The organism is Pseudarthrobacter chlorophenolicus A6 (genome assembly GCF_000022025.1).
GTDB lineage: Bacteria > Actinomycetota > Actinomycetes > Actinomycetales > Micrococcaceae > Arthrobacter > Arthrobacter chlorophenolicus.
In genome coordinates this window covers 3,065,751-3,084,935 of sequence record NC_011886.1, presented here as the reverse complement: position 1 = coordinate 3,084,935, position 19,185 = coordinate 3,065,751, and the positions used below count along the sequence as shown (strand labels likewise).

The window sequence follows — 19,185 nt, the reverse complement described above, 5'->3', positions numbered from 1 at the left end:
AACCCTGGCTTTCTTGAAAGAAGTCAGCTAGGGTTTCCGGCATGCCACTTCGTTCCGACTGGTCCCAACGTAACTGCAGCATGGCCCGCGGGCTGGATATCCTGGGGGACCCCTGGACCATCCTGGTCCTCCGTGAGGTGTTCTTCGGCAACGGCCGTTTCGACGCCATGAAGGCCCGCCTGGAGGCGGCGGATTCCGTCCTTACCAAGAGGCTGTCCGGGCTGGTGGAGGCCGGGCTGCTGGCGAAGCAGGCGTACGACGACGGCGGTCGCACCCGGCAGGAGTACGTCCTCACCGCCAAGGGCGAGGACGCCCTCCCGGTCCTGAATGCCGTGACGATCTGGGCGGAGAAGCACTTGCCGGCGCCATCGGAAAAGGCCCACATGTTCGTCATCCATTCGGGCTGTGGGCAGCGCACCACATCCGCCGATACCTGCACCTCCTGCGGCCAGCAGCTCACCGCCGCCAACACCAGCTGGCACAGCCAGACTCGGTCCGAAACGCCCGTGGCCCTTGCCACTGCCACCCACAACGGAACCGCAGCATGAGCACCCTGCCCGACGAAGCAGCCGTCCCCGAGGAGCGGGAAGCGGCCAACGCCCCGGAACGCCCCAACGGCACGGAGCAGGCACGTCCTCCCCGCCGGCTGCACCCCGCCTGGATCGTGGCGGCCGTGGCTTTCCTCGCACTGGTGGGCGCAGCTGGATTCCGCGCAGCGCCGGGTGTCCTCATGGTCCCGCTGCAGCATGAATTCGGCTGGAGTACTACCGTCCTGTCCGCGGCGGTCAGCATCAACCTGGTCCTGTTCGGCCTGACGGCACCGTTCGCCGCCGCCCTGATGGAACGCTTCGGCGTCAGGGCCGTGACTGCCACGGCACTCGTGCTGATCGGCATGGGCAGCGCCCTCACCGTCCTGGTGAACCAGTCCTGGCAGATCCTGCTGACCTGGGGCCTGCTGATCGGCCTGGGCACCGGCTCCATGGCACTGGTCTTCGCCGCCACCATCGCCAACACCTGGTTCACCAGGAGCCGCGGACTGGTGATCGGTATCCTGACGGCCGGCAGCGCCGCGGGCCAGCTGGTCTTCCTGCCCTTCATCGCCATGCTCGCGCAGGACCCGGGCTGGCGGCAGGCTTCGCTGCTGATCGCCGCCGGGGCCCTGGCCGTTGTTCCGCTGGTGCTGAAGTTCCTCAAGAACTCGCCCGCTGAGGCCGGCGTCCTGCCCTACGGCGCCGAACCGGCAGCACAGACACAGCCACCGGCAGCACAGTCACCGGCAGCGGCCGGGGCGCAGCGTTCCGCCGACCCCGGTCCGCGCGCCAACGCTGCTGTCCGCGCCCTGCAGGTGCTCCGGCGGGCCAGCAAGGTCAGGACGTTCTGGGCCCTGGCTGCCGGCTTCGCGATCTGCGGCGCCACCACCAACGGCCTGATCGGCACCCACTTCATCCCCTCCGCGCACGACCACGGCATGCCGGAGACCACCGCCGCGGGCCTGCTGGCCGTCGTCGGGATCTTCGACATCCTCGGAACCATCGCCTCCGGGTGGCTGACGGACCGGTTCAACCCGCGCATCCTGCTGGCCGTCTACTACCAGTTCCGCGGCATCGGCCTGCTGGTGCTCCCGCTGCTGCTGAGCGCCGAAGTCCAGCCCAGCATGATCGTGTTCGTGGTGATCTACGGGCTGGACTGGGTGGCCACCGTGCCGCCCACGGCTGCCATCTGCCGCGAAACCTTTGGTGCGGACGGCAGCGTGGTGTTCGGCTGGGTGTTCGCGGCTCACCAGCTGGGGGCCGCCGCCGCAGCGCTGGCCGCAGGTGCGCTCCGGGACGCCACCGGGCATTACACCTATGCCTGGCTGGGTGCCGCCGCCATGTGCACCATCGCGGCCGTCATCAGCGCCACCATCCGGAAGCACCGCGGTGCCGGGGAAGCGCAGGCCGGGGCGGAGCACATCGCGGCGTGAACGGGGTGCCTGCCCGGCGCGGCTAGGCTGGGAGGCATGGAATCCACGGCCCCGGTCCCTGCCCGCAACGTTGCCCTGGTTACGGGTGCCGGCCGGCTGGCGGGCATCGGCGCCGGAATCGCGCGCCAGCTCGCGGCCGACGGCTGGGACCTGGTGCTCGCAGGCTGGCGGGAGTACGACGGCCGGATGCCGTGGGGGAGTGATCCCGAGGATGAAGTCCGGCTGACCGCCGAGCTCGAAGCCATTGGGGCCCAGGTCCACGTCCTGTCGGCGGACCTGCAGGATCCGGCGGTGCCGGAGCGCCTGGTTGCGGAGGCCGTCGAGCTGGCCGGGCCCCTCCACGGCCTGGTGCTCAGCCACGCCGAGTCCGTGGACTCCGGCATCCTCGATACCAGCCTCGAATCTTTTGAACGGCATTTCGCCGTCAACACCCGGGCCAGCTGGCAGCTAATCGCCGCCTTCGCACGGCAGGCAACGGACGACGGCGGCGCGATCGTTGCGCTGACCAGTGACCACACAGCCTTCAACCTTCCCTATGGCGCGTCCAAGGGGGCGCTGGACCGGATCGTTATTGCCGCAGCACGCGAGCTGGGACCCCTGGGTATTTCCGCGAACGTCCTCAATCCCGGCCCGGTGGACACCGGCTGGATGTCCGATGAGGTGCGAGAGTCAGGAACAGCGCGCCAGCCCACTGGACGGTTGGGAACCCCTGCCGATGTCGCCGGGACCGTGGCGTTCCTGCTGTCGCCGGCGGGCCGCTGGGTGTCCGGGCAGCTGATCAAGGCCGACGGCGGCTTCTCGGCCTAGACGCACCCCCGCAAGGCCCGTCCTTCCCGGCTCCCCTCCTTCCCAACTCCCCTCCTTCCCAACTCCCCTCCCAACTAGGTAGCAGTAGATGTCGCTTTGGGCACCCAAAACGACATCTACTGCTACCTAGTTGGGGAGGGATCAACGGAAGGCGGGCAGGCCGGTGATGTGCTGGCCTAGGATCAGGGTGTGGACCTCGTCGGTGCCCTCGTAGGTGCGCACCGACTCCAGGTTGGCGGCGTGCCGCAGCGGCGGGTAGTCCAGTGTGATGCCGTTCCCGCCCAGGATGGTGCGGGCTTCGCGGGCGATCTTGATGGCCTCGCGGACGTTGTTGAGTTTGCCCAGGGAGATCTGCTCGGGCCGGATGGTTCCGGCGTCCTTGAGCCGGCCCAGGTGCAGTGCCAGCAGTGTTCCCTTCTGGATTTCCACCAGCATGTTCACCAGCTTCTCCTGCGTGAGCTGGTAGCCAGCCAGCGGCTTGCCGAACTGAAGTCGGTCCTGCGAGTAGGCCAACGCCGCTTCGTAGGAGTCACGGGCCGCACCCATGGCACCCCAGGCAATGCCGTACCGGGCCTCGTTCAGGCAGGTGAACGGGCCGCGCAGGCCAAACGCGCCCGGAAGCAGCGCCTCGGGACCCAGCCGGACGCCGTCGAACGCTATGTCGCACTGGATCGATGCGCGCATGGACAGCTTCTGCCCGATCGGCGTGGCGGTAACGCCGGGGGTGCCTGCGGGGACCAGGAAGCCGCGGACGCCGTCGTCGGTCATGGCCCACACCACAATCACTCCGGCCACGGACGCCAGCCCGATCCAGCGCTTGGCACCATTGAGTACCCACCCTGCGTTGTCCCCGCTGCCGTCACGCGTGGCCGTGGTGGCCATGGAGGACGGATCGGAACCGGCAGTGGGTTCGGTCAGCGCAAAGCAGCCGATCACTTCGCCGGCGGCCATCCGCGGCAACCATTCCTGCTTCTGCTCCTCGGAGCCCCAGGTGTGGATGGCGGTCATCGCCAGCGAGCCCTGGACCGAAACGAAGGTGCGGATCCCGGAGTCGCCTGCCTCCAGCTCCATGGCCGCCAGGCCGTACTCGACGGCGGTCCGGCCCGGGCAGCCGTAGCCCTCCAGGTGCATGCCCAGCACGCCGAGCTCACCGAGTTCGGGCGCGAGTTCCACCGGGAAGACGCCGTCCTCGTACCACCGGGCAATGTCCGATTTGATTCGCTGGACCGTGAAGTCCCGGACCTTCTGCCGCAGCGCCAGTTCCTCCCCGCTGAGCAGGGCGTCGAGGTCCAGGATGTCCGATGCGCCGGCGGTCAGGGGGTCACGGGTCATCGCTTCGCCAGGAAGTAGCCGCGGGTGGAGGGCAGGAACCGGCAGACGGCGGCGAGCACCACGCCCAGGGCCAGCAGTACCACGCCGCTGACGAACGCACCGCCCACGCCGAAGATCTGCGTATCGCCGTAGGCCGGGTCCCACATCTGGACGGCTGAGATGAAGAATGCCGCGGTGAGAAGCAGTGCGCCCAGCAGCGGGAAGATGCCGCGGAACCACAGGTTGCGCGCCGATTCGCGGAGGGTACCCCTGAAGTACCAGAAGCAGGCGAAACCGGTCAGCGCGTAGTAGAACGCGATGAACAGGCTGATGGCACTGATGGAATCGGCCAGCAGGTTCTCGCTCAGGAAGCTCATGGCCACGTAGTACGCCCCGGCCGCGATGCCCATCACCTTGGTGGAGAAGCCCGGAGTCTGGTTCTTCGGGTGCACCTCGCCGAACTTGGGCGGCAGGGCGCCGTGCGTGCCCATCGACAACGTGCCGCGGGCCGTGGGCAGGATGGTGGTCTGGGTGGAGGACAGCACGGAGGCCAGGACCGCGACGACGATCAGCCAGCCCCACGGGCCCAGCACCACGTCCTTCATGGCCAGGAAGACATCGTCCTGGTTGGCCTCGTTGCCCAGGCCAATGCCGTCGCTGCCCACGGTGGCGTACATCATGACCAGCAGCGCCACGGAAACGTAGATGGCCACCAGGACGAACGCCGAGATCACGGCGCCCCTGCCGGGGGTCTTTGACGGATTTTCGGTTTCCTCGTTCAGGGCCAGGCAGGTGTCCCAGCCCCAGTAGATGAACAGGGCCAGGAGGGCGCCGTGCACCACGGCCCCGGGATCGGCGAAGGCGCCCACCGGGTTGAACCACTCGAAGTCGAACGCCTGCCCCTCCGGCGGGCCGCCCACGATCCTGATCACGATCGCCAAAGCGAAGATGCCCAGCGCGATGTACTGCACATACGTCAGGACCCGCTGCACGTGCTCACCCAGCCGGATGCCCCGGTAATTCACCAGGGTCATGAGCGCGATGAAGAGCACACCCGTGCCGGTAACCACCAGCTTGTTCTGGGCCAGTGATCCGTCACCGATAAGCAGCCACAGGTACTGCCCCGCCACCTGGGCGAGGTTCGCCAGCACCACGATGCCGGCGAGCGCCACACCCCAGCCGCCCATCCAGCCCGCCCAGGGGCCGAACGCCCGCCGCGACCAGGTGAACGTGGTGCCGCAGTCCGGTATGGCACTGTTCAGTTCCCGGAAGGCATAGGCGATGAACAGGACCGGGATGAACCCGAGCAGCAATACAAGCGGGGTGTAGTTGCCGTTGACCGCCACGATCAGGCCCAGCGTCGCCGCCAGGGAGTACACCGGCGCCGTGGAGGCGAGGCCGAGCATGACGGAGTCGCCGAGGTCCAGGATGCCGGCGCGCAGGCCCTTGGCCTGGACGTTGGTTCCGGGCGCGCCGCCCTGGCCTCCCGCCGTCGTCATGTCTGTGCTCATAGGGTGATACCTGCCTTGCTGGAGGAAGTTCCGGCGCCCAGCGGTGCGGGCGCGTCGATGGTGTTCGGGACGAAGCGGCAGAAGTAGTCCGTGATGGGCCCGTCCGATTCCCGGATGCCGCAACCCACGGATTCGCCGTCCACCACCCACAGGCCCAGGACGGGATGGTTGCCGTCGAAGTCGGGCAGCTGATGGTACTGCTGGTAGCACCAGCCTTCGCGGCCGTACCCGCCGGGCTGTTCCAGGCTGATTCCCGGCGCGTGGATCTTGATGTTGTCGCCCTCGCGGCCGTGCAGCGGCTTGGCCACCCACTCCTTCAGCGGACCGGGATTGTCCAGGTAGGCCGGCAGCAGGTTGGGGTGGTTGGGGTAGAGGTGCCAGAGCGCGGCGAGGAGCGCTTTGTTGGAGAGCAGCATTTTCCATGCCGGTTCCACCCAGCGCGGGTTGTGGGCACGTTCCAGCAGGCGGGGTCCGAACGGTTCCTTCATCATCAGCTCCCACGGGTAGAGCTTGAAGATGGTGCTGATCATGAAGTTGTCCATGTCCACGAACCGGTTCAGGTTGGGGTCCCAGCCGATGTCGGACATGTTGATGCCGATGGTGGTCCAGCCGGCCTGGCTGGCGGCGTCCCGCATGTAGGCCGCCGTCATCCAGTCTTCGCCGGATTCCTCCACCTCGGAGTGGGCCACATGCAGGGTGGACATGCCGGTGCGGTACTGGAATTTCTTCCACTGCCGGATCAGCGCTTCATGAATGCCGTTCCACTGGTCCTTTTCCGGGAACACGTCCTGGAGCCAGAACCACTGGGCCACGGCAGCCTCGATCAGGCCGGTGGGGGTGTCCGCGTTGTATTCGAGCATCTTGGCCGGGCCGCCCCGGCCGTCGTAGATGAAGTCGAACCGGCCGTAGACGTCAACGTCGCCCGCCTGGAGCGATTCGGCGGCCAGCTCGAGGGCCTGCGGGCCGATACCGATGGGGCCCATGGCGCCGCTGGCCAGGAACTTGGCAGCCTCGAGGCACTTGCGGTGCATCTCCTCGGCCGTCTCCTCGAGCCGCTCCACCTCATCTTCGGTGAACTCGTAGTAGGCGGACTCGTTCCAGTACTCGATCTTCCGGCCGTCATCCATGGTGGTGGTGGAGAAGACCAGGCCCTGTTCTTCAATTTTCTGTTTCCAGCCCGGGCGTGGGTTTGACAGCAACCGCTTCACGCTCAGCCCCCCGAACTCTTGCCGCCGCTGGTGCCGCTCTTGGCGCTGGTGCCGAAGCCGCCGCGGCTGACCGTGCCGCCCTTGCTGCTGTAGCCTGTGGAGGCTTTCGCGCCGCTGGGCATGGTCCGGGTGTAGTTGGGCGCCGTGGACCGGTTCTGGCCCACGGCGGGGACGGAGGCACCGCGGGAGTAGAAGTACCAGGCGTAGAGGCCGCCGCTGCGTCCGGAGGAGCTGTCGCAGTTGCGGTCCTCGACGCGCTCGCCGGTTTCGTCGTTGAAGCACACCTGGGCGTACTCGGGATCGTCCTGGTTACTGGCCACAACGGCGGTGATGGTGCCGGCGAGCAGGGCCGTCACGCCCAGGCCGACCACGACGGTGCGCCGCTGGGAGCGCTTCTTCCGGGCTGCTGCCTCGTTCTGCTGCTTCTCCCGGTCCCGGGCGAACGGGTCCACGGGTGTGACGGGTTCATTGAGGAGGTCCGGGCGAAGCTCCGGCTTGGGAACCTGCCACGGAGGAGGTTTGGGGGTATTGCCCCCATTTGGGGAAGGAGCACCGTCGCCGGGCCCGCCGTTGCTGCCCGGTTGGTTGTCTGGCCCGTTCTTTGGACCTTTGTCGTCTGGATCCACGGCGTCCCCCTCAGTCATCCACGTGAATTGGGCACAGCGCTGCACCCCAAGTTGTGATCTGCACATCAGCGTAGTCCCTGCCGGTGCCCGCTGCGAGCCTAAAACAGGGGAGAACTGCCCACAGGGCGGCCCAAACGGGCGGACCCTAGACTGGAGCCATGGAAACCGCTTCACTGCTTGCCGTCTGCCGCGTCCACCAGCTCCTGCCGGACGCCTCCAACGTGGGCGTGACAGCCATCGACAAGCGCCCGGCCGAGGGGCCGGTCAAGGTTCACCGGCTGGGACTGACGGGTGACATCCAGGCCAACCGTGTCCACCACGGCGGCCCGGACCAAGCCATTTACGCGTATTCCCAAGCTGATGCGGACTACTGGGGCGGCGTGCTGCAGCGGGATGTTCCGCCGGGCGAGTTCGGCGAGAACCTCCGGGTGGCCGGGATTGATGCCACCTCGGCGGTGATCGGGGAGCGGTGGAAGATCGGGCTGGATGTCGAACTGGAGGTGACTTCTCCGCGTACGCCGTGCGCCACGTTCCAACGGCGGCTGGGGGAGCGCCAGTGGGTCAAGCGTTTCACCGACGAAGGGCGGGTGGGAGCCTACCTGCGGGTCATCAGGACCGGCAGCATCCAGGCGGGAGACCACATCCACCGCACGTACGTTCCGCGGCACGGTGTCACCGTGGGCAAGTGGTTCAGCGATCCGGACCTGGAGTCCATGGAGGCGCTCCGGGATGCCGAGGCCGACGGCGAGATCAGGCTCCAGCAGCCCGAGTTCGGCAAGAAGTTCGAGGCTTTGCTGCGCCGGCTGGGGCAGTAGCGCCGGGCCGCAGTACGCGCTGCGGCCGCGCCATGTGCGCAACCTCACCGCCGTCGTCGCCCGTTGGATTACCAGCGCGGGGCGCGCATACCTTACACTTGAAACATCCCCCACTCCGGAAATCCCTTATTCCTGCCCAATTTTTGAGGCAGGACTGGCAAGTGTTGGGGCCCGCGCAAGCGATGCGGGCATTTTCATAGGGAGAGCCGGCTAAAGAAAACGCTGTACAGACTGCTGGGATAGCAGCCAAGAGATGCAGCGCGAAGTCCTGCCACGGGATTGCGAAAGCGCCGGACTTCTGTGACCGGCCGGTCAACGTTTGCCCGGCACCCACGGCACGCGTACTGCGGCTCCGCTCACCCCCGGGTAGTGCCGCCTGGCCCCCTATGGATGAGGAATATCTCCCTATGCCCGAAAACCAGAACGAAACCACCGACGTCATCGTCGAGGCAGCAAACCCCGCCACCGAGGAAGCAGCCCCGGCTGCCGCTCCCGCAGCTGACGCCGGAGACTCCACTGACGCCAAAGCCGGTGCCGACGCTGACGAAAACGCCGTCAAGTTCGCCGATCTCGGCATCGACGGCCGCGTCCTGGCTGCCCTGCAGGATGTTGGATACGAGAAGCCCTCGCCCATCCAGGCTGCCACCATCCCGCTGCTGCTCGAAGGCCGCGACGTTGTTGGCCTGGCGCAGACCGGTACCGGCAAGACTGCAGCATTCGCAGTGCCGGCACTGTCCCGCCTGGCTGAACTCCACGACCTCAACGGCCCGTCCCGCAAGACCCAGGCCCTGGTCCTCGCCCCCACCCGTGAGCTGGCGCTCCAGGTGGCCGAGGCCTTCACCTCCTACGCCAAGCACATTGACGACTTCACCGTCCTGCCCGTGTACGGCGGCTCCGCGTACGGACCCCAGCTGGCCGGCCTGCGCCGCGGCGCCCAGGTTGTTGTGGGTACCCCCGGCCGCGTGATCGACCACATCTCCAAGGGTTCCCTGGACCTGTCCGAGCTGCAGTACCTGGTGCTGGACGAGGCCGACGAAATGCTGCGGATGGGCTTTGCTGAAGACGTGGAGCAGATCTTCCAGCAGACGCCGGAGGACCGCCAGGTGGCGCTGTTCTCTGCCACCATGCCGGGCCAGATCCGCCGGATGTCCAAGCAGTACCTGAATGACCCCGCCGAGATCTCGGTCAAGACCAAGACTTCCACGGGCACCAACATCCGCCAGCGCTACCTGCAGATCATGGGCCCGCAGAAGCTGGATGCCATGACCCGCATCCTCGAGGTTGAAGAGTTCGACGGCGTCATCGCCTTCGTGCGCACCAAGATGGCCACCGAGGACCTGGCTGACAAGCTGAAGTCCCGCGGTTTCCAGGCTGCCGCCATCAACGGCGACATCCCGCAGCAGCAGCGCGAACGCACCGTGGACGCGCTGAAGGAAGGCCGGATCGACATCCTCGTGGCCACCGACGTCGCGGCCCGCGGCCTGGACGTGGAGCGCATCAGCCACGTCATCAACTACGACATCCCGCACGACACCGAGTCCTACGTGCACCGGATCGGCCGCACCGGCCGCGCCGGCCGCAACGGTGACGCGATCCTGTTCATGACGCCCCGCGAGAAGTACCTGCTGCGCGCCATTGAAAAGGCAACCCGCCAGTCCGTGGAGCAGATGCACCTGCCCACCGCGGAAACGGTGAACACGCTTCGCCTGGGCAAGTTCGCCGAGCGCATCACGGAAACCCTCGCCTCCGAGGACGTCTCGATGTTCCGCGACCTCATCGCTTCCTACGAAGAAGAGCACAAGGTGCCGGCAGCAGAAATCGCTGCGGCACTGGCCGTCATGGCCCAGGGCGGACAGCCGCTGCTGGTCAAGGAACTGGCTGCGGCTCCCGACTTCCAGAAGCGCGAGCGCTCCAAGGACGGCTTCGGCTCCCGTGGCCCCTCCCGCCAGCTGACCGAGGGCAACGCCACCTACCGCATCGCGGTGGGCCGCCGCCAGCGTGTCATGCCGGGTTCGATCGTGGGCGCCATCGCCAACGAGGGTGGCATCTCCTCCGCGCAGATCGGCGGCATCGACATCCGCTCGGACCACTCCCTGGTGGAACTGCCCGCGGACCTGAGCCCCGAGCAGCTGCGGGCACTGTCCCGCACCCGGATCGGCGGCGAGCTGATCCACCTCGAACTGGACAACGGCCGCAAGCCCTCGGGTGACCGTGGCGCCTACCAGGGCAACCGTGGTGGGGACCGCGGCGGCAACTTCAAGGGCAATGGCGGGTTCAAGAAGGAATTCCGGAAGAACGACGGCGAGCGTTCGTCGGCGGACCGCGGCGGCCGCTCATACAGTGAGCGTTCCGAGCGCAGCTTCGGTTCGGACAACTACAGCCGCGGCCAGTCCAGCGATTCCCGCTTCGGCGGCCACGGCGACGGCTCCCGCAAGCCCCGCAGCGGCGGCGACAGCGGTCACCGCGACTTCAACCGCAAGGGCAAGTGGTAAACCTTCCGCAGGTTAGATCCATGCACGACGGCGATGGGCCGGCTTTCGAGCCGGCCCATCGCCGTTTAAGCGCCCGGAACCTTTGTCCGCGCCGGCCCGGTTCCGCACCCGGGAGGTCCGCAGGCGTGGCCGGCCCCTCCGGCTGCATGTGGGGCTGGACACATTCGGTACCCCAAGCGGCGGCGGGAGGCTCCCAAAGGCGCCTTCCGCCGTCGTCCGCTAAGCCCGGCGCAGGCCTGGAAACCCTGTAATTCCGGGGAATTCGAAGGTGCTTGGCCGAAGAATCGCAACTGTTGCGGGCCGCCCGGGCAACCGTTCGGGCCGATTTGTTGGTGCGTAAATCTTCCGGTAGAGTATTTACTCGTTGCCCCCCTAGCTCAGTGGTAGAGCGCGTTCTTGGTAAGAACGAGGTCACCGGATCGATTCCGGTGGGGGGCTCTGAATGAGGGCCTGCGTCAAGGCGGTTTTGACCGGCTTGACGCAGGTTTTTCTCATTCGTGGCGGTGTAGCTCAGTTGGTTAGAGCGCACGACTCATAATCGTGAGGTCGGGAGATCGAGCCTCCCCACCGCTACAGGCTAAGCCCCCGGAATCCCCCGAGATTCCGGGGGCTTTCCTGTTTGTCCGAACGGCAGTAGTTTTGCAGCAACTGTCGGATGGGGGAATCGGTGGACGTTGTTGCGCAGGTCATGGAGCCCTTCAGGTGGCTGATGTCCGCCGTACTGGTGGCCTTCCACAACGGATTGGCCGCCCTGGGCCTGCCCTCGGACGGAGGGTGGACCTGGACGCTGGCCATCATCGGATTGGTGCTGGTGGTCCGCGCCGCGCTGATACCCGTGTTCCTGGCACAGGTGCGGGCCCAGCGCCGCATGCGTCAACTGCAGCCTGACCTCAAGGCACTGCAGGAGAAGTATGCAGGCAGGACGGACCAGCAGTCCCGGCAGGCCATGGCCCAGGAGCAGATGGCCCTGTACAGGAAGCACGGCACCAACCCGTTCTCCGCCTGCCTGCCGCTGTTGATCCAGGCGCCGTTCTTCCTGGGCCTCTTCCAGGTGCTCGCCGGCATCCCGGACGCCGTGGGACGCGGCACGGGCATCGGCGCCATGGCGGCCGCCCAGGCGGAGCAGTTCAACTCGGCCACCATTTTCGGTGCGCCGCTGTCCGCCTCCCTGCTGCACGGCGGAGGAGACCCGGCCGCCGTCGCCGTGCTCGCCCTGGCCATGATCCTGGTAATGACGGCCTGCCAGTTCCTGACGCAGAAGCTCGTGACAGCGCGCACCGCACTGGGGCCGGATGTCCCCGCGCCATTGCTGCGGCAGCAGCGGGCAATCCTCGTGGCACTGCCGCTGGTCTTCGCCGCCGGCGGGGCGTTCTTTCCCATCGGTGTCCTGGTGTATTGGACAGTGTCGAACCTCTGGACGCTTGGCCAGCAGTACCTGGTGACCCGCAAGGCCTGAGGGCTGTTTACAAAAGCCCGGTCCAGGTCAACAATGGGCGCGTCAGCCATCGCCCTGCCCGAGGACCAAGCCATGACCATCCTCCGCATGATTCCCGAAACCGAGGCGGACGGCCTGCAGGCAGCACTGCTCTCGCCTCTGCCCTCCTCCGGTACGGGAAGGGCCTAAGGTATGGCGCAGCTCATCTACTCCGGGCTCATTTCGCTGGACGGCTACCTGGCGGACCGGGACGGCAACTTTGACTGGAGCGTCCCCGACGAGGAAGTCCACGCTTTCGTCAACGACCTCGAACGGGACGCCGGCACCTACCTGTACGGGCGGCGGATGTACGAGGTGATGTCCGCCTGGGAAACCTTCGGCGCGCCACCCTCGGACGAGGCGCCGGTCATCCAGGACTACTCCCGGATCTGGCGCGCGGCAGACAAGATCGTCTACTCCACCACGCTGGAACGCCCCGCCACGCCGCGGACCAGAATCGAGCGCCGGTTCGATCCTGAAGCCGTGCAGATGCTCAAGGACGGGGCGGACGGGACCATCGGCATCGGCGGCGCCACCATCGCGGTTGCGGCACTCACGGCAGGGCTGGTGGACGAGTGCCAGGTGTTCGTCAGCCCGGTGGTGGTGGGCGGCGGGTTGCGCTTCTTCCCGGAAGGCCTGGAGCTCAACCTCGAACTCCTCGAGGAGCGCCGGTTCGGAAACGGTGTGATGTACCTCCGCTACCGCAGCCTCAGTGGGAACTCTGGCTAGGGGGCAGAATGGGTCCATGACCCGAATCGCAATCATTGGCGGCCACGGCAAAGTGGCCCTGCACCTGTCCACCCTCCTCACCCGGGAAGGCCACAGCGTCACCTCGTTCATCCGCAACCCGGACCACGCCGCCGACGTCACGGCAACCGGTGCCACACCGTCGGTCCTGGACGTGGAAAACGCCCCGACGCCGGCCATCGCCGAAGCACTGCAGGGCCACGACGCCGTGGTGTGGTCGGCCGGAGCCGGCGGCGGCAACCCGGACCGCACCTACGCCGTGGACCGGGACGCGGCCATCCGCTCCATGGATGCGGCAGCGCAGGCCGGAGTGAACCGGTACGTCATGGTGTCTTACCTGGGCGCCGGCAAGGACCATGGGGTGCCGGCGGACAACAGCTTCTACGCCTACGCCGAAGCCAAGGCGGATGCGGACGAGTACCTCCGCGGCACGGACCTGGCGTGGACCATCCTTGGCCCCGGTTCCCTGACGGAGAAGCCGGGCTCGGGCCGCATCGACGTCAACCCGCCCAAGGAAGGCGGCGGGGAAACATCCCGTGCCAATACGGCAATCGTGGCCGCAGCGGTGCTGGACCTGCCCGAAACCGCGGGCCGGACCATCGAATTCCGTGACGGGTCGCTTCCGGTGGCGGCAGCACTGGAGCCGCAGGCCTAAGCGGAACCGCAGCAGATGGACCAGCTGGCGCTGATTATCGGGCTCCTCCTGGCCACCGTTGCAGCTGTGGGGCTGGGGGACAGGCTGCGCCTGCCGTACCCGGTCCTGATGCTGCTCCTTGCGGTGGCGTTGACCTTCATTCCGGGATTCCCGGACCTCGAAATAGAGCCGGAACTGATCCTGCCGATCTTCCTGCCGCCGCTGCTGTTCGCCACGGCCCAGCGGAGCTCCTGGGCCGTGTTCCGGGTCCGGTGGCGGACGCTGATCATGCTGGCCGTGGCGCTGGTGGTCATCACCACAGCAACGGTGGCAGGCGCCGCGTGGCTCATGATCCCCGGGATCGGCATCCCCGCTGCCATCGCCCTGGGCGCCATGGTGGCACCGCCGGACCCGGTGGCCGTCGAATCGGTGGCGAGCCGCGTGCACATGCCGCGCCGGCTCACCGCCGTCCTGCAAAGCGAGGGGCTGTTCAACGACGCCGCGGCCATCGTCATCTTCCAGGCGGCCGTCGCGGCGGCCGTGGGCGGCACCAAAGTGGAGGCCGACGTCGTCCTGAAGTTCGTGGTGGGCGCGGCACTCGCCGTGGTGGTCGGCGTCGCCATGGGCTGGGTCATTGCCCTCGCGTACCGGTTGGTGAACTCGATGGTGGCGCGCAGTGCCATCACGCTCGTTGTGCCGTTCGCGGCGTACATCCTGGCCGAGGAAGTGCATGCCTCGGGCGTGATCGCCGTGGTGGTCACCGCCCTGGAGATGCAGCGGCACTCCCGCCCGCAGGACGCCGCCGAGAGGGTTACCCGCAACGCCTTCTGGGATGTGGTGGAGCTCCTGGTCACCGGGCTGGCCTTCGGGCTGGTGGGCCTGGAAATCCGGCACGTGATCAGGGACGAAGGAACGGCAATCTTCGGCATGATCGGCGTGGCCCTGGTGGTCTGCGTCCTGGTGTTCGCCGTGCGGTTCCTGTGGCTGGCGGTGCTGGCCCTCGGAGCCCGGAAACGGCGGAACCTGCTGCAGCCCACGTCCCTGAAGGAAGTGGTCATCCTGACGTGGTGCGGCATGCGCGGCCTGGCAACGCTGGCCCTCGCCCTGGCGTTGCCGGTGACCCTGGCGGACGGGAGCCCGTTCCCGGGCCGGGACTACCTGCTGGTCATCGCCTGCGCCGTCCTGCTCGCCACCCTGGTCATGCCCGGGCTGACCCTGCCGTGGCTGATGCGGGTCCTGAAGGCCACCGGCGACGGGTCGGAGGAACGCGATGCTGCACGGCTGCTGGCCAAGCGCGCCCAGGGTGCCGCCGTCGCAGCACTCAAGGACCACGACCTCATGAAGGACCTGCCGCCCGAAAAAGTGGAACTGGTCAAGGCGAGGATGAAGCGGCTGCAGGCCGAACTCCTGGACGGCAGCCTCCGGAACGAGTCCCTGCCGGAGAAACGCCAGCGTGGGCGGGAACTGGCCATCGCTGTCCAGACCATCGCCCTGGACGCAGCCCGGCAGGAAGTGGTGGCCGCGCGGAGCGAGCCTGACATGGACCCCGAGGTGGCGGACCGGGTGCTCCGCCAGCTGGACCTGCGGACCATGATCATGCCGGAGTGACCGGACGGCAGCGCCGGAACCATTAGCGGCCCCGGCCAGCACTGTTGACCTCCCGGGGCAAAGCACCAGATAATGTTCAGGCAAGTAAATTTAGATCCAATATAAAAACCGCGACCAGCAGAAAAGGATCCTCCTTGTCCACCACCGCCACCCTGGCAACCCTGTCCGACTCCGATCGCCTGTCCGATCCGAACTGGTGGCGACAGGCCTCCGTCTACCAGATCTACCCGCGCAGCTTCGCCGACTCCAACGGCGATGGCATCGGCGACCTGAACGGCATCACCGCCAAGGTTCCGTACCTGAAGGCGCTGGGCATTGACGCCGTCTGGCTGAGCCCGTTCTACCCCTCTGCCCTCGCGGACGGCGGCTACGACGTGGACGACTACCGCGACGTGGACCCCAAGCTGGGCACGCTCGAGGACTTCGACGCCATGGCCAAGGCGCTGCACGACGCCGGCATCAAACTGATTGCCGATATCGTCCCCAACCACTCGTCCAACCGGCACGACTGGTTCAAGGAGGCGCTCGCCGCGCCAAAGGGCTCCCCGGCCCGCGACCGGTACATCTTCCGCGACGGCAAGGGTCCCAACGGCGAGTTCCCGCCGTCGGACTGGGATTCGGTCTTCGGCGGCCCTGCGTGGGAACGGATCACCGAACCGGACGGCACCCCGGGCCAGTGGTACATGCACATCTTTGCCAAGGAACAGCCGGACCTGAACTGGGCCAACCGCGAAATCCGCGACGACTTCCTGAAGACCCTCCGTTTTTGGTCCGACCGCGGCGTGGACGGCTTCCGCGTCGACGTTGCGCATGCCCTCACCAAGGACCTCACTGAGCCGCTGCTGTCCAAGCTGGAACTGAGCGCCGCCAACACGGGCGTGGACGGTTTCGACGACGGCACGCACCCGTTCTGGGACCGCGACGAAGTCCACGAGGTGTACACGGAATGGCGCGAGGTCTTCAACGAGTACAACCCGCCGCGCACGGCCGTCGCCGAAGCCTGGGTGCACGCCAGCCGCCGGGCCCGTTACGCCAGCCCGCAGGGGTTGGGACAGGCCTTCAACTTCGACCTGCTGCAGGCTGACTTCGACCCCGCCGAGTACCGGGAAATCATCACCCGCAACCTCGCCGAAGCCGCCGCCACCGGGGCCTCCTCCACCTGGGTCTTCTCCAACCACGACGTGGTCCGGCACGCCACCCGCTACGGGCTGCCCCAGATCGCCAAGGCCAAGGCCGGTGCGAAGGGCCAGGACGGCAAGGACTGGCTGCTGGCCGGCGCCCCCGCCGATCAGCTGGATGTCGAACTGGGCGAACGCCGGGCCCGGGCGGCGACGCTGCTGATGCTGGCCGTCCCCGGTTCCGCATACCTGTACCAGGGCGAGGAACTCGGCCTGCAGGAAGTGGCTGACATCCCCGAATCGGAGCGCCAGGACCCGTCCTTCTTCCGCAATAAGGGCGTGGAAATCGGCCGTGACGGCTGCCGGGTGCCGCTGCCCTGGAAAGTTGAGGGCACATCGTTCGGGTTTGGCGAGGGCGGCTCCCACCTTCCCCAGCCTGACTGGTTCAGCAAGTACGCCGTGGAGGCGGAGGACGGTACCGAAGGCTCCGCCCTGGAGCTCTACCGCAAGGCGCTGAAGCTCCGCCGGGAACTGCAGACCGGCGAGGAGCTCGAGTGGGTGGACAGCGGCAGCCCGGACATCCTGCACTTCAAGCGCCCCAACGGCTGGCAGTCCGTGACCAACTTCGGGAAGGTGGCCGTGGCGCTTCCCGCAGGTGAGGTCCTGGTCAGCAGCGCGGCGCTGGAAGACGGAAAGCTGCCGGCCAACACCACCGCATGGCTGCGCTGAGAATGACCGCCGGACGGCCGGACGTGAATTCCTGATGCAGGAACTCATATACGGGTGCATGGGCCTGGGCGGCAGCTGGACCGACGAACCGCATGGCCCCGGCCATGTGGACGAGGCAGCAGCTGCCGTCCAGGCGGCGCTGGACGCGGGCATCACCCTGTTCGACCATGCCGACATCTACCGCAGCGGGAAGTCCGAGGCCGTCTTCGGCGAGGTGCTTGCCTCCACCCCGGGCCTGCGCGGGCAAATCCGCCTCCAGACCAAGTGCGGCATCAGGCTGAACGAACGCGGCCTGCAGACGCACTATGACCTCAGCCGGGACGCCATCCTGGAGCGTGTGAACGGCAGCCTGGAACGGCTCCGGACAGACTACGTGGACGTCCTCCTGCTGCACCGGCCGGATCCGTTGGCCGACCCCGCTGAGGTGGCCTCCGCCGTCGGGCAGCTCATGGCCGAAGGAAAGGTGCGGCAACTGGGTGTTTCGAACATGTCGGCAGCGCAGATTGAGGTGCTGCAGGACCGGCTCGAGACTCCCGTGGTGGCCAACCAGCTGGAGATGAGCCTGCTCAAGCGGGCGTGGCTGGAAAGCCAGGTTCTGGTCAACCATGCCGAACACCTGGACTACAGCTTTCCGCACGGCACGCTGGAGTACTGCACACGCAACAACATCACGCTGCAGGCCTACGGGTCGCTGGCCCGTGGCCTCTACACCGGAGCTGAACCTGAAAGCCCCGCATCGCCGGAAGCCGCCACCGCCGAGCTGGTCGCGGAGCTGGCAGCCGAACACGGCACGTCCGGCGAGTCGGTCCTATTGGGGTGGCTGATGAAGCACCCTGCGGGCATCGCACCGGTGATTGGCACCGTCAACCCCGGCCGCATCAGAGCGTGCGCGGACGCGGCCCGCGTTGCCAAAGCCCTGACCCGCGCGGACTGGTACCGGCTGTGGGTCACCGCGCGGGGGAGCAACATCCCCTGAGCGGTCGGGGCGGCGGCGGTCCAGGCGACGGCAGCACGGGTGCCGTAGCTGGAGCTAGGCGGCCAGGTGGAAAGTGGTGGCGAAGCGCTCCAGGAGGTCGCCGCTGCCGGCCAGGACCTTAACCGCTCCGGTGGTAATGGCGCGGCCCGGCGCCAGCTCGCCGGAAATGAGCCGGCGGACAGCAGGCCCGGCGGAGAAGGCGAGGTCGGCAGGGCCGTTCCCGCGGTCTACGGCAAGGATGCAGCCGTCCACGCGGATCAGCAGGGTGGCAGGGCCGAACTCCGCGGCATAGGAGGTTGGGGGCAAGCCGGCGGCCACCTCCGGACGGAATGCCGTGCGCAGCGCCATGGTCATGGAGTCGGGGGTGATGACCTGGTCCTCCCGGGGCTCGCCCATGGCCTTGAAGCCCCAAGCGCCGAGGGCCAGCACCAGCGGCTCCAGCTCGCTGCCGTACGGAGTCAGTTCGTACACGATGACGCGCGAGTGCGGTACCCGGCGGATGATGCCGGCCGCCTGCAGTTCCTTGAGCCGCGCCGCCAGGATGTTGCTCGGAATCCGCGGAAGTCCCGCGGCGAGTTCGCCATAGCGGCGCGGCCCCACCAGGAGGTCACGCACGATGAGCAGGGCCCAGCGTTCGCCCACGAGCTCAAGGGCCCGTGTGACGCCGCAATACTGGCCGTAGTCCCGCGCTGCCATCGGCCTCAGGACTGCTGGTTTACAAAAGCCTGGGGGCCCTGTTCGGCCGCGGCGGGGTGCATGTAGCCGAATTCGAGGACGTTTCCGTCCGGGTCCGTGAGCTGGCGCTGGTACATGAAGCCGAGGTCCGTGGCCGGGTGGTCCTCGGAGCCGCCCGCGGCCAGGCCTGCGGCGAGCGCAGCGTCCACGTCCTCCCTGCTGTCCACGAAGATTGCCGTTGACACGGACACTGCGGCGGCCGGGTCTCCGATGGGCCGGTTGGTGAAGGTCTGGAAGAAGTCGCGGACCAGGATCATGAAATAGCTGTGGTCCTCTTCAACAACCACGCAGGCGGCGTTGTGGTCCGTGAAGAGCGGGTTGATGGTGAATCCGATGGCCGTGTAGAACGCCTTGGCGCGGTCCAGGTCGGTGACCGGCAGGTTGACGAACATGGAAGTCATGGTGGTCTCTTTCGTAGGCTCTGAGGGTGA

Annotated in this window: 18 protein-coding genes and 2 tRNA genes; 14 read left to right on the top strand and 6 right to left on the bottom strand. The window is 67.3% G+C overall.

Features of this window, described 5'->3' with window-relative positions; genetic code table 11:
* Window positions 1–41 precede the first annotated feature (41 nt).
* The 3 genes from ACHL_RS13940 to ACHL_RS13930 are packed head-to-tail and all read left to right on the top strand — an operon-like array spanning window position 42 to window position 2,770.
* Window positions 42–548, top strand: a complete 507-nt coding sequence (locus tag ACHL_RS13940; protein ID WP_015937921.1) for a winged helix-turn-helix transcriptional regulator — start codon at window positions 42–44, stop codon at window positions 546–548.
* Window positions 545–1,963: an MFS transporter gene (locus ACHL_RS13935; RefSeq protein WP_015937920.1), complete on the top strand. Its 1,419-nt coding sequence runs from the start codon at window positions 545–547 to the stop codon at window positions 1,961–1,963. Before ACHL_RS13940 ends, ACHL_RS13935 begins: the two co-directional genes overlap by 4 nt.
* Before the next feature lie 36 nt (window positions 1,964–1,999).
* Entirely contained in the window at window positions 2,000–2,770 is a 771-nt protein-coding gene (locus tag ACHL_RS13930) for an SDR family oxidoreductase (protein ID WP_015937919.1), read from the top strand.
* 141 nt (window positions 2,771–2,911) lie between these two features.
* Here ACHL_RS13930 and ACHL_RS13925 read toward each other — a convergent pair whose 3' ends face one another.
* From ACHL_RS13925 to ACHL_RS13910, 4 genes are read right to left on the bottom strand one after another with little or no spacing between them, the layout of a single operon-like run.
* On the bottom strand, window positions 2,912–4,102 hold the full coding sequence (locus ACHL_RS13925) for an acyl-CoA dehydrogenase family protein (protein ID WP_015937918.1): 1,191 nt from the start codon (window positions 4,100–4,102) through the stop codon (window positions 2,912–2,914).
* The gene (locus tag ACHL_RS13920) at window positions 4,099–5,592 is read right to left on the bottom strand and encodes an APC family permease (RefSeq protein WP_015937917.1); all 1,494 of its coding nucleotides are present in this window, start codon (window positions 5,590–5,592) and stop codon (window positions 4,099–4,101) included. The genes ACHL_RS13925 and ACHL_RS13920 overlap by 4 nt, the downstream gene beginning before the upstream one ends.
* Window positions 5,589–6,800, bottom strand: coding sequence for a glutathionylspermidine synthase family protein (locus tag ACHL_RS13915; RefSeq protein ID WP_015937916.1), 1,212 nt, complete (start codon window positions 6,798–6,800; stop codon window positions 5,589–5,591). Before ACHL_RS13915 ends, ACHL_RS13920 begins: the two co-directional genes overlap by 4 nt.
* Window positions 6,801–6,802: 2 nt before the next feature.
* Complete coding sequence (locus tag ACHL_RS13910; RefSeq protein WP_015937915.1) at window positions 6,803–7,444, bottom strand: hypothetical protein; 642 nt, start codon at window positions 7,442–7,444, stop codon at window positions 6,803–6,805.
* A 140-nt stretch (window positions 7,445–7,584) separates the two neighbouring features.
* Here ACHL_RS13910 and ACHL_RS13905 point away from each other — a divergent pair, with 140 nt between their 5' ends.
* The 11 genes from ACHL_RS13905 (at window position 7,585) to ACHL_RS13860 (ending at window position 18,019) form a co-directional block, all read left to right on the top strand.
* Window positions 7,585–8,241: an MOSC domain-containing protein gene (locus ACHL_RS13905; RefSeq protein ID WP_015937914.1), complete on the top strand. Its 657-nt coding sequence runs from the start codon at window positions 7,585–7,587 to the stop codon at window positions 8,239–8,241.
* Between the two features lie 407 nt (window positions 8,242–8,648).
* A complete protein-coding gene (locus ACHL_RS13900) occupies window positions 8,649–10,733 on the top strand; it encodes a DEAD/DEAH box helicase (RefSeq protein WP_015937913.1) in 2,085 nt (694 codons plus the stop codon).
* A gap of 366 nt (window positions 10,734–11,099) precedes the next feature.
* Window positions 11,100–11,171: transfer RNA gene (locus ACHL_RS13895), tRNA-Thr, on the top strand.
* Window positions 11,172–11,232: 61 nt separating this feature from the next.
* Window positions 11,233–11,306: transfer RNA gene (locus ACHL_RS13890), tRNA-Met, on the top strand.
* Window positions 11,307–11,388: 82 nt separating this feature from the next.
* Window positions 11,389–12,189 carry a membrane protein insertase YidC gene (gene yidC, locus ACHL_RS13885; protein ID WP_015937912.1) on the top strand — a complete coding sequence of 267 codons (801 nt, stop codon included), beginning with the start codon at window positions 11,389–11,391 and terminating at the stop codon, window positions 12,187–12,189.
* A 33-nt stretch (window positions 12,190–12,222) separates the two neighbouring features.
* A complete protein-coding gene (locus ACHL_RS24840) occupies window positions 12,223–12,357 on the top strand; it encodes a hypothetical protein (RefSeq protein WP_015937911.1) in 135 nt (44 codons plus the stop codon).
* A gap of 3 nt (window positions 12,358–12,360) precedes the next feature.
* Entirely contained in the window at window positions 12,361–12,936 is a 576-nt protein-coding gene (locus ACHL_RS13880; protein ID WP_015937910.1) for a dihydrofolate reductase family protein, read from the top strand.
* A 16-nt stretch (window positions 12,937–12,952) separates the two neighbouring features.
* The gene (locus tag ACHL_RS13875; protein WP_015937909.1) at window positions 12,953–13,609 is read left to right on the top strand and encodes an SDR family oxidoreductase; all 657 of its coding nucleotides are present in this window, start codon (window positions 12,953–12,955) and stop codon (window positions 13,607–13,609) included.
* 15 nt (window positions 13,610–13,624) lie between these two features.
* The gene (locus tag ACHL_RS13870) at window positions 13,625–15,196 is read left to right on the top strand and encodes a Na+/H+ antiporter (RefSeq protein ID WP_015937908.1); all 1,572 of its coding nucleotides are present in this window, start codon (window positions 13,625–13,627) and stop codon (window positions 15,194–15,196) included.
* 134 nt (window positions 15,197–15,330) lie between these two features.
* Window positions 15,331–17,043: a glycoside hydrolase family 13 protein gene (locus tag ACHL_RS13865; RefSeq protein ID WP_015937907.1), complete on the top strand. Its 1,713-nt coding sequence runs from the start codon at window positions 15,331–15,333 to the stop codon at window positions 17,041–17,043.
* 34 nt (window positions 17,044–17,077) lie between these two features.
* A complete protein-coding gene (locus ACHL_RS13860) occupies window positions 17,078–18,019 on the top strand; it encodes an aldo/keto reductase (RefSeq protein WP_015937906.1) in 942 nt (313 codons plus the stop codon).
* Between the two features lie 54 nt (window positions 18,020–18,073).
* Here the strand turns inward: ACHL_RS13860 and ACHL_RS13855 are convergent, their stop codons facing one another.
* Together ACHL_RS13855 and ACHL_RS13850 are read right to left on the bottom strand one after the other, a co-directional pair.
* A complete protein-coding gene (locus ACHL_RS13855; protein WP_015937905.1) occupies window positions 18,074–18,715 on the bottom strand; it encodes a winged helix-turn-helix transcriptional regulator in 642 nt (213 codons plus the stop codon).
* Between the two features lie 5 nt (window positions 18,716–18,720).
* Complete coding sequence (locus ACHL_RS13850) at window positions 18,721–19,155, bottom strand: VOC family protein (RefSeq protein WP_015937904.1); 435 nt, start codon at window positions 19,153–19,155, stop codon at window positions 18,721–18,723.
* Between the last annotated feature and the right edge of the window lie 30 nt (window positions 19,156–19,185).

Excerpts from the sequence above, each read along its gene's own strand:
- ACHL_RS13940 (WP_015937921.1), top strand. The coding sequence starts at position 42 with ATGCCACTTCGTTCCGACTGGTCCCAACGTAACTGCAGCATGGCCCGC.
- ACHL_RS13935 (WP_015937920.1), top strand. The coding sequence starts at position 545 with ATGAGCACCCTGCCCGACGAAGCAGCCGTCCCCGAGGAGCGGGAAGCG.
- ACHL_RS13930 (WP_015937919.1), top strand. The coding sequence starts at position 2,000 with ATGGAATCCACGGCCCCGGTCCCTGCCCGCAACGTTGCCCTGGTTACG.
- ACHL_RS13925 (WP_015937918.1), bottom strand. The coding sequence starts at position 4,102 with ATGACCCGTGACCCCCTGACCGCCGGCGCATCGGACATCCTGGACCTC.
- ACHL_RS13920 (WP_015937917.1), bottom strand. The coding sequence starts at position 5,592 with ATGAGCACAGACATGACGACGGCGGGAGGCCAGGGCGGCGCGCCCGGA.
- ACHL_RS13910 (WP_015937915.1), bottom strand. The coding sequence starts at position 7,444 with ATGACTGAGGGGGACGCCGTGGATCCAGACGACAAAGGTCCAAAGAAC.
- ACHL_RS13905 (WP_015937914.1), top strand. The coding sequence starts at position 7,585 with ATGGAAACCGCTTCACTGCTTGCCGTCTGCCGCGTCCACCAGCTCCTG.
- ACHL_RS13900 (WP_015937913.1), top strand. The coding sequence starts at position 8,649 with ATGCCCGAAAACCAGAACGAAACCACCGACGTCATCGTCGAGGCAGCA.
- yidC (WP_015937912.1), top strand. The coding sequence starts at position 11,389 with ATGGGGGAATCGGTGGACGTTGTTGCGCAGGTCATGGAGCCCTTCAGG.
- ACHL_RS24840 (WP_015937911.1), top strand. The coding sequence starts at position 12,223 with ATGGGCGCGTCAGCCATCGCCCTGCCCGAGGACCAAGCCATGACCATC.
- ACHL_RS13880 (WP_015937910.1), top strand. The coding sequence starts at position 12,361 with ATGGCGCAGCTCATCTACTCCGGGCTCATTTCGCTGGACGGCTACCTG.
- ACHL_RS13875 (WP_015937909.1), top strand. The coding sequence starts at position 12,953 with ATGACCCGAATCGCAATCATTGGCGGCCACGGCAAAGTGGCCCTGCAC.
- ACHL_RS13870 (WP_015937908.1), top strand. The coding sequence starts at position 13,625 with ATGGACCAGCTGGCGCTGATTATCGGGCTCCTCCTGGCCACCGTTGCA.
- ACHL_RS13860 (WP_015937906.1), top strand. The coding sequence starts at position 17,078 with ATGCAGGAACTCATATACGGGTGCATGGGCCTGGGCGGCAGCTGGACC.
- ACHL_RS13855 (WP_015937905.1), bottom strand. The coding sequence starts at position 18,715 with ATGGCAGCGCGGGACTACGGCCAGTATTGCGGCGTCACACGGGCCCTT.
- ACHL_RS13850 (WP_015937904.1), bottom strand. The coding sequence starts at position 19,155 with ATGACTTCCATGTTCGTCAACCTGCCGGTCACCGACCTGGACCGCGCC.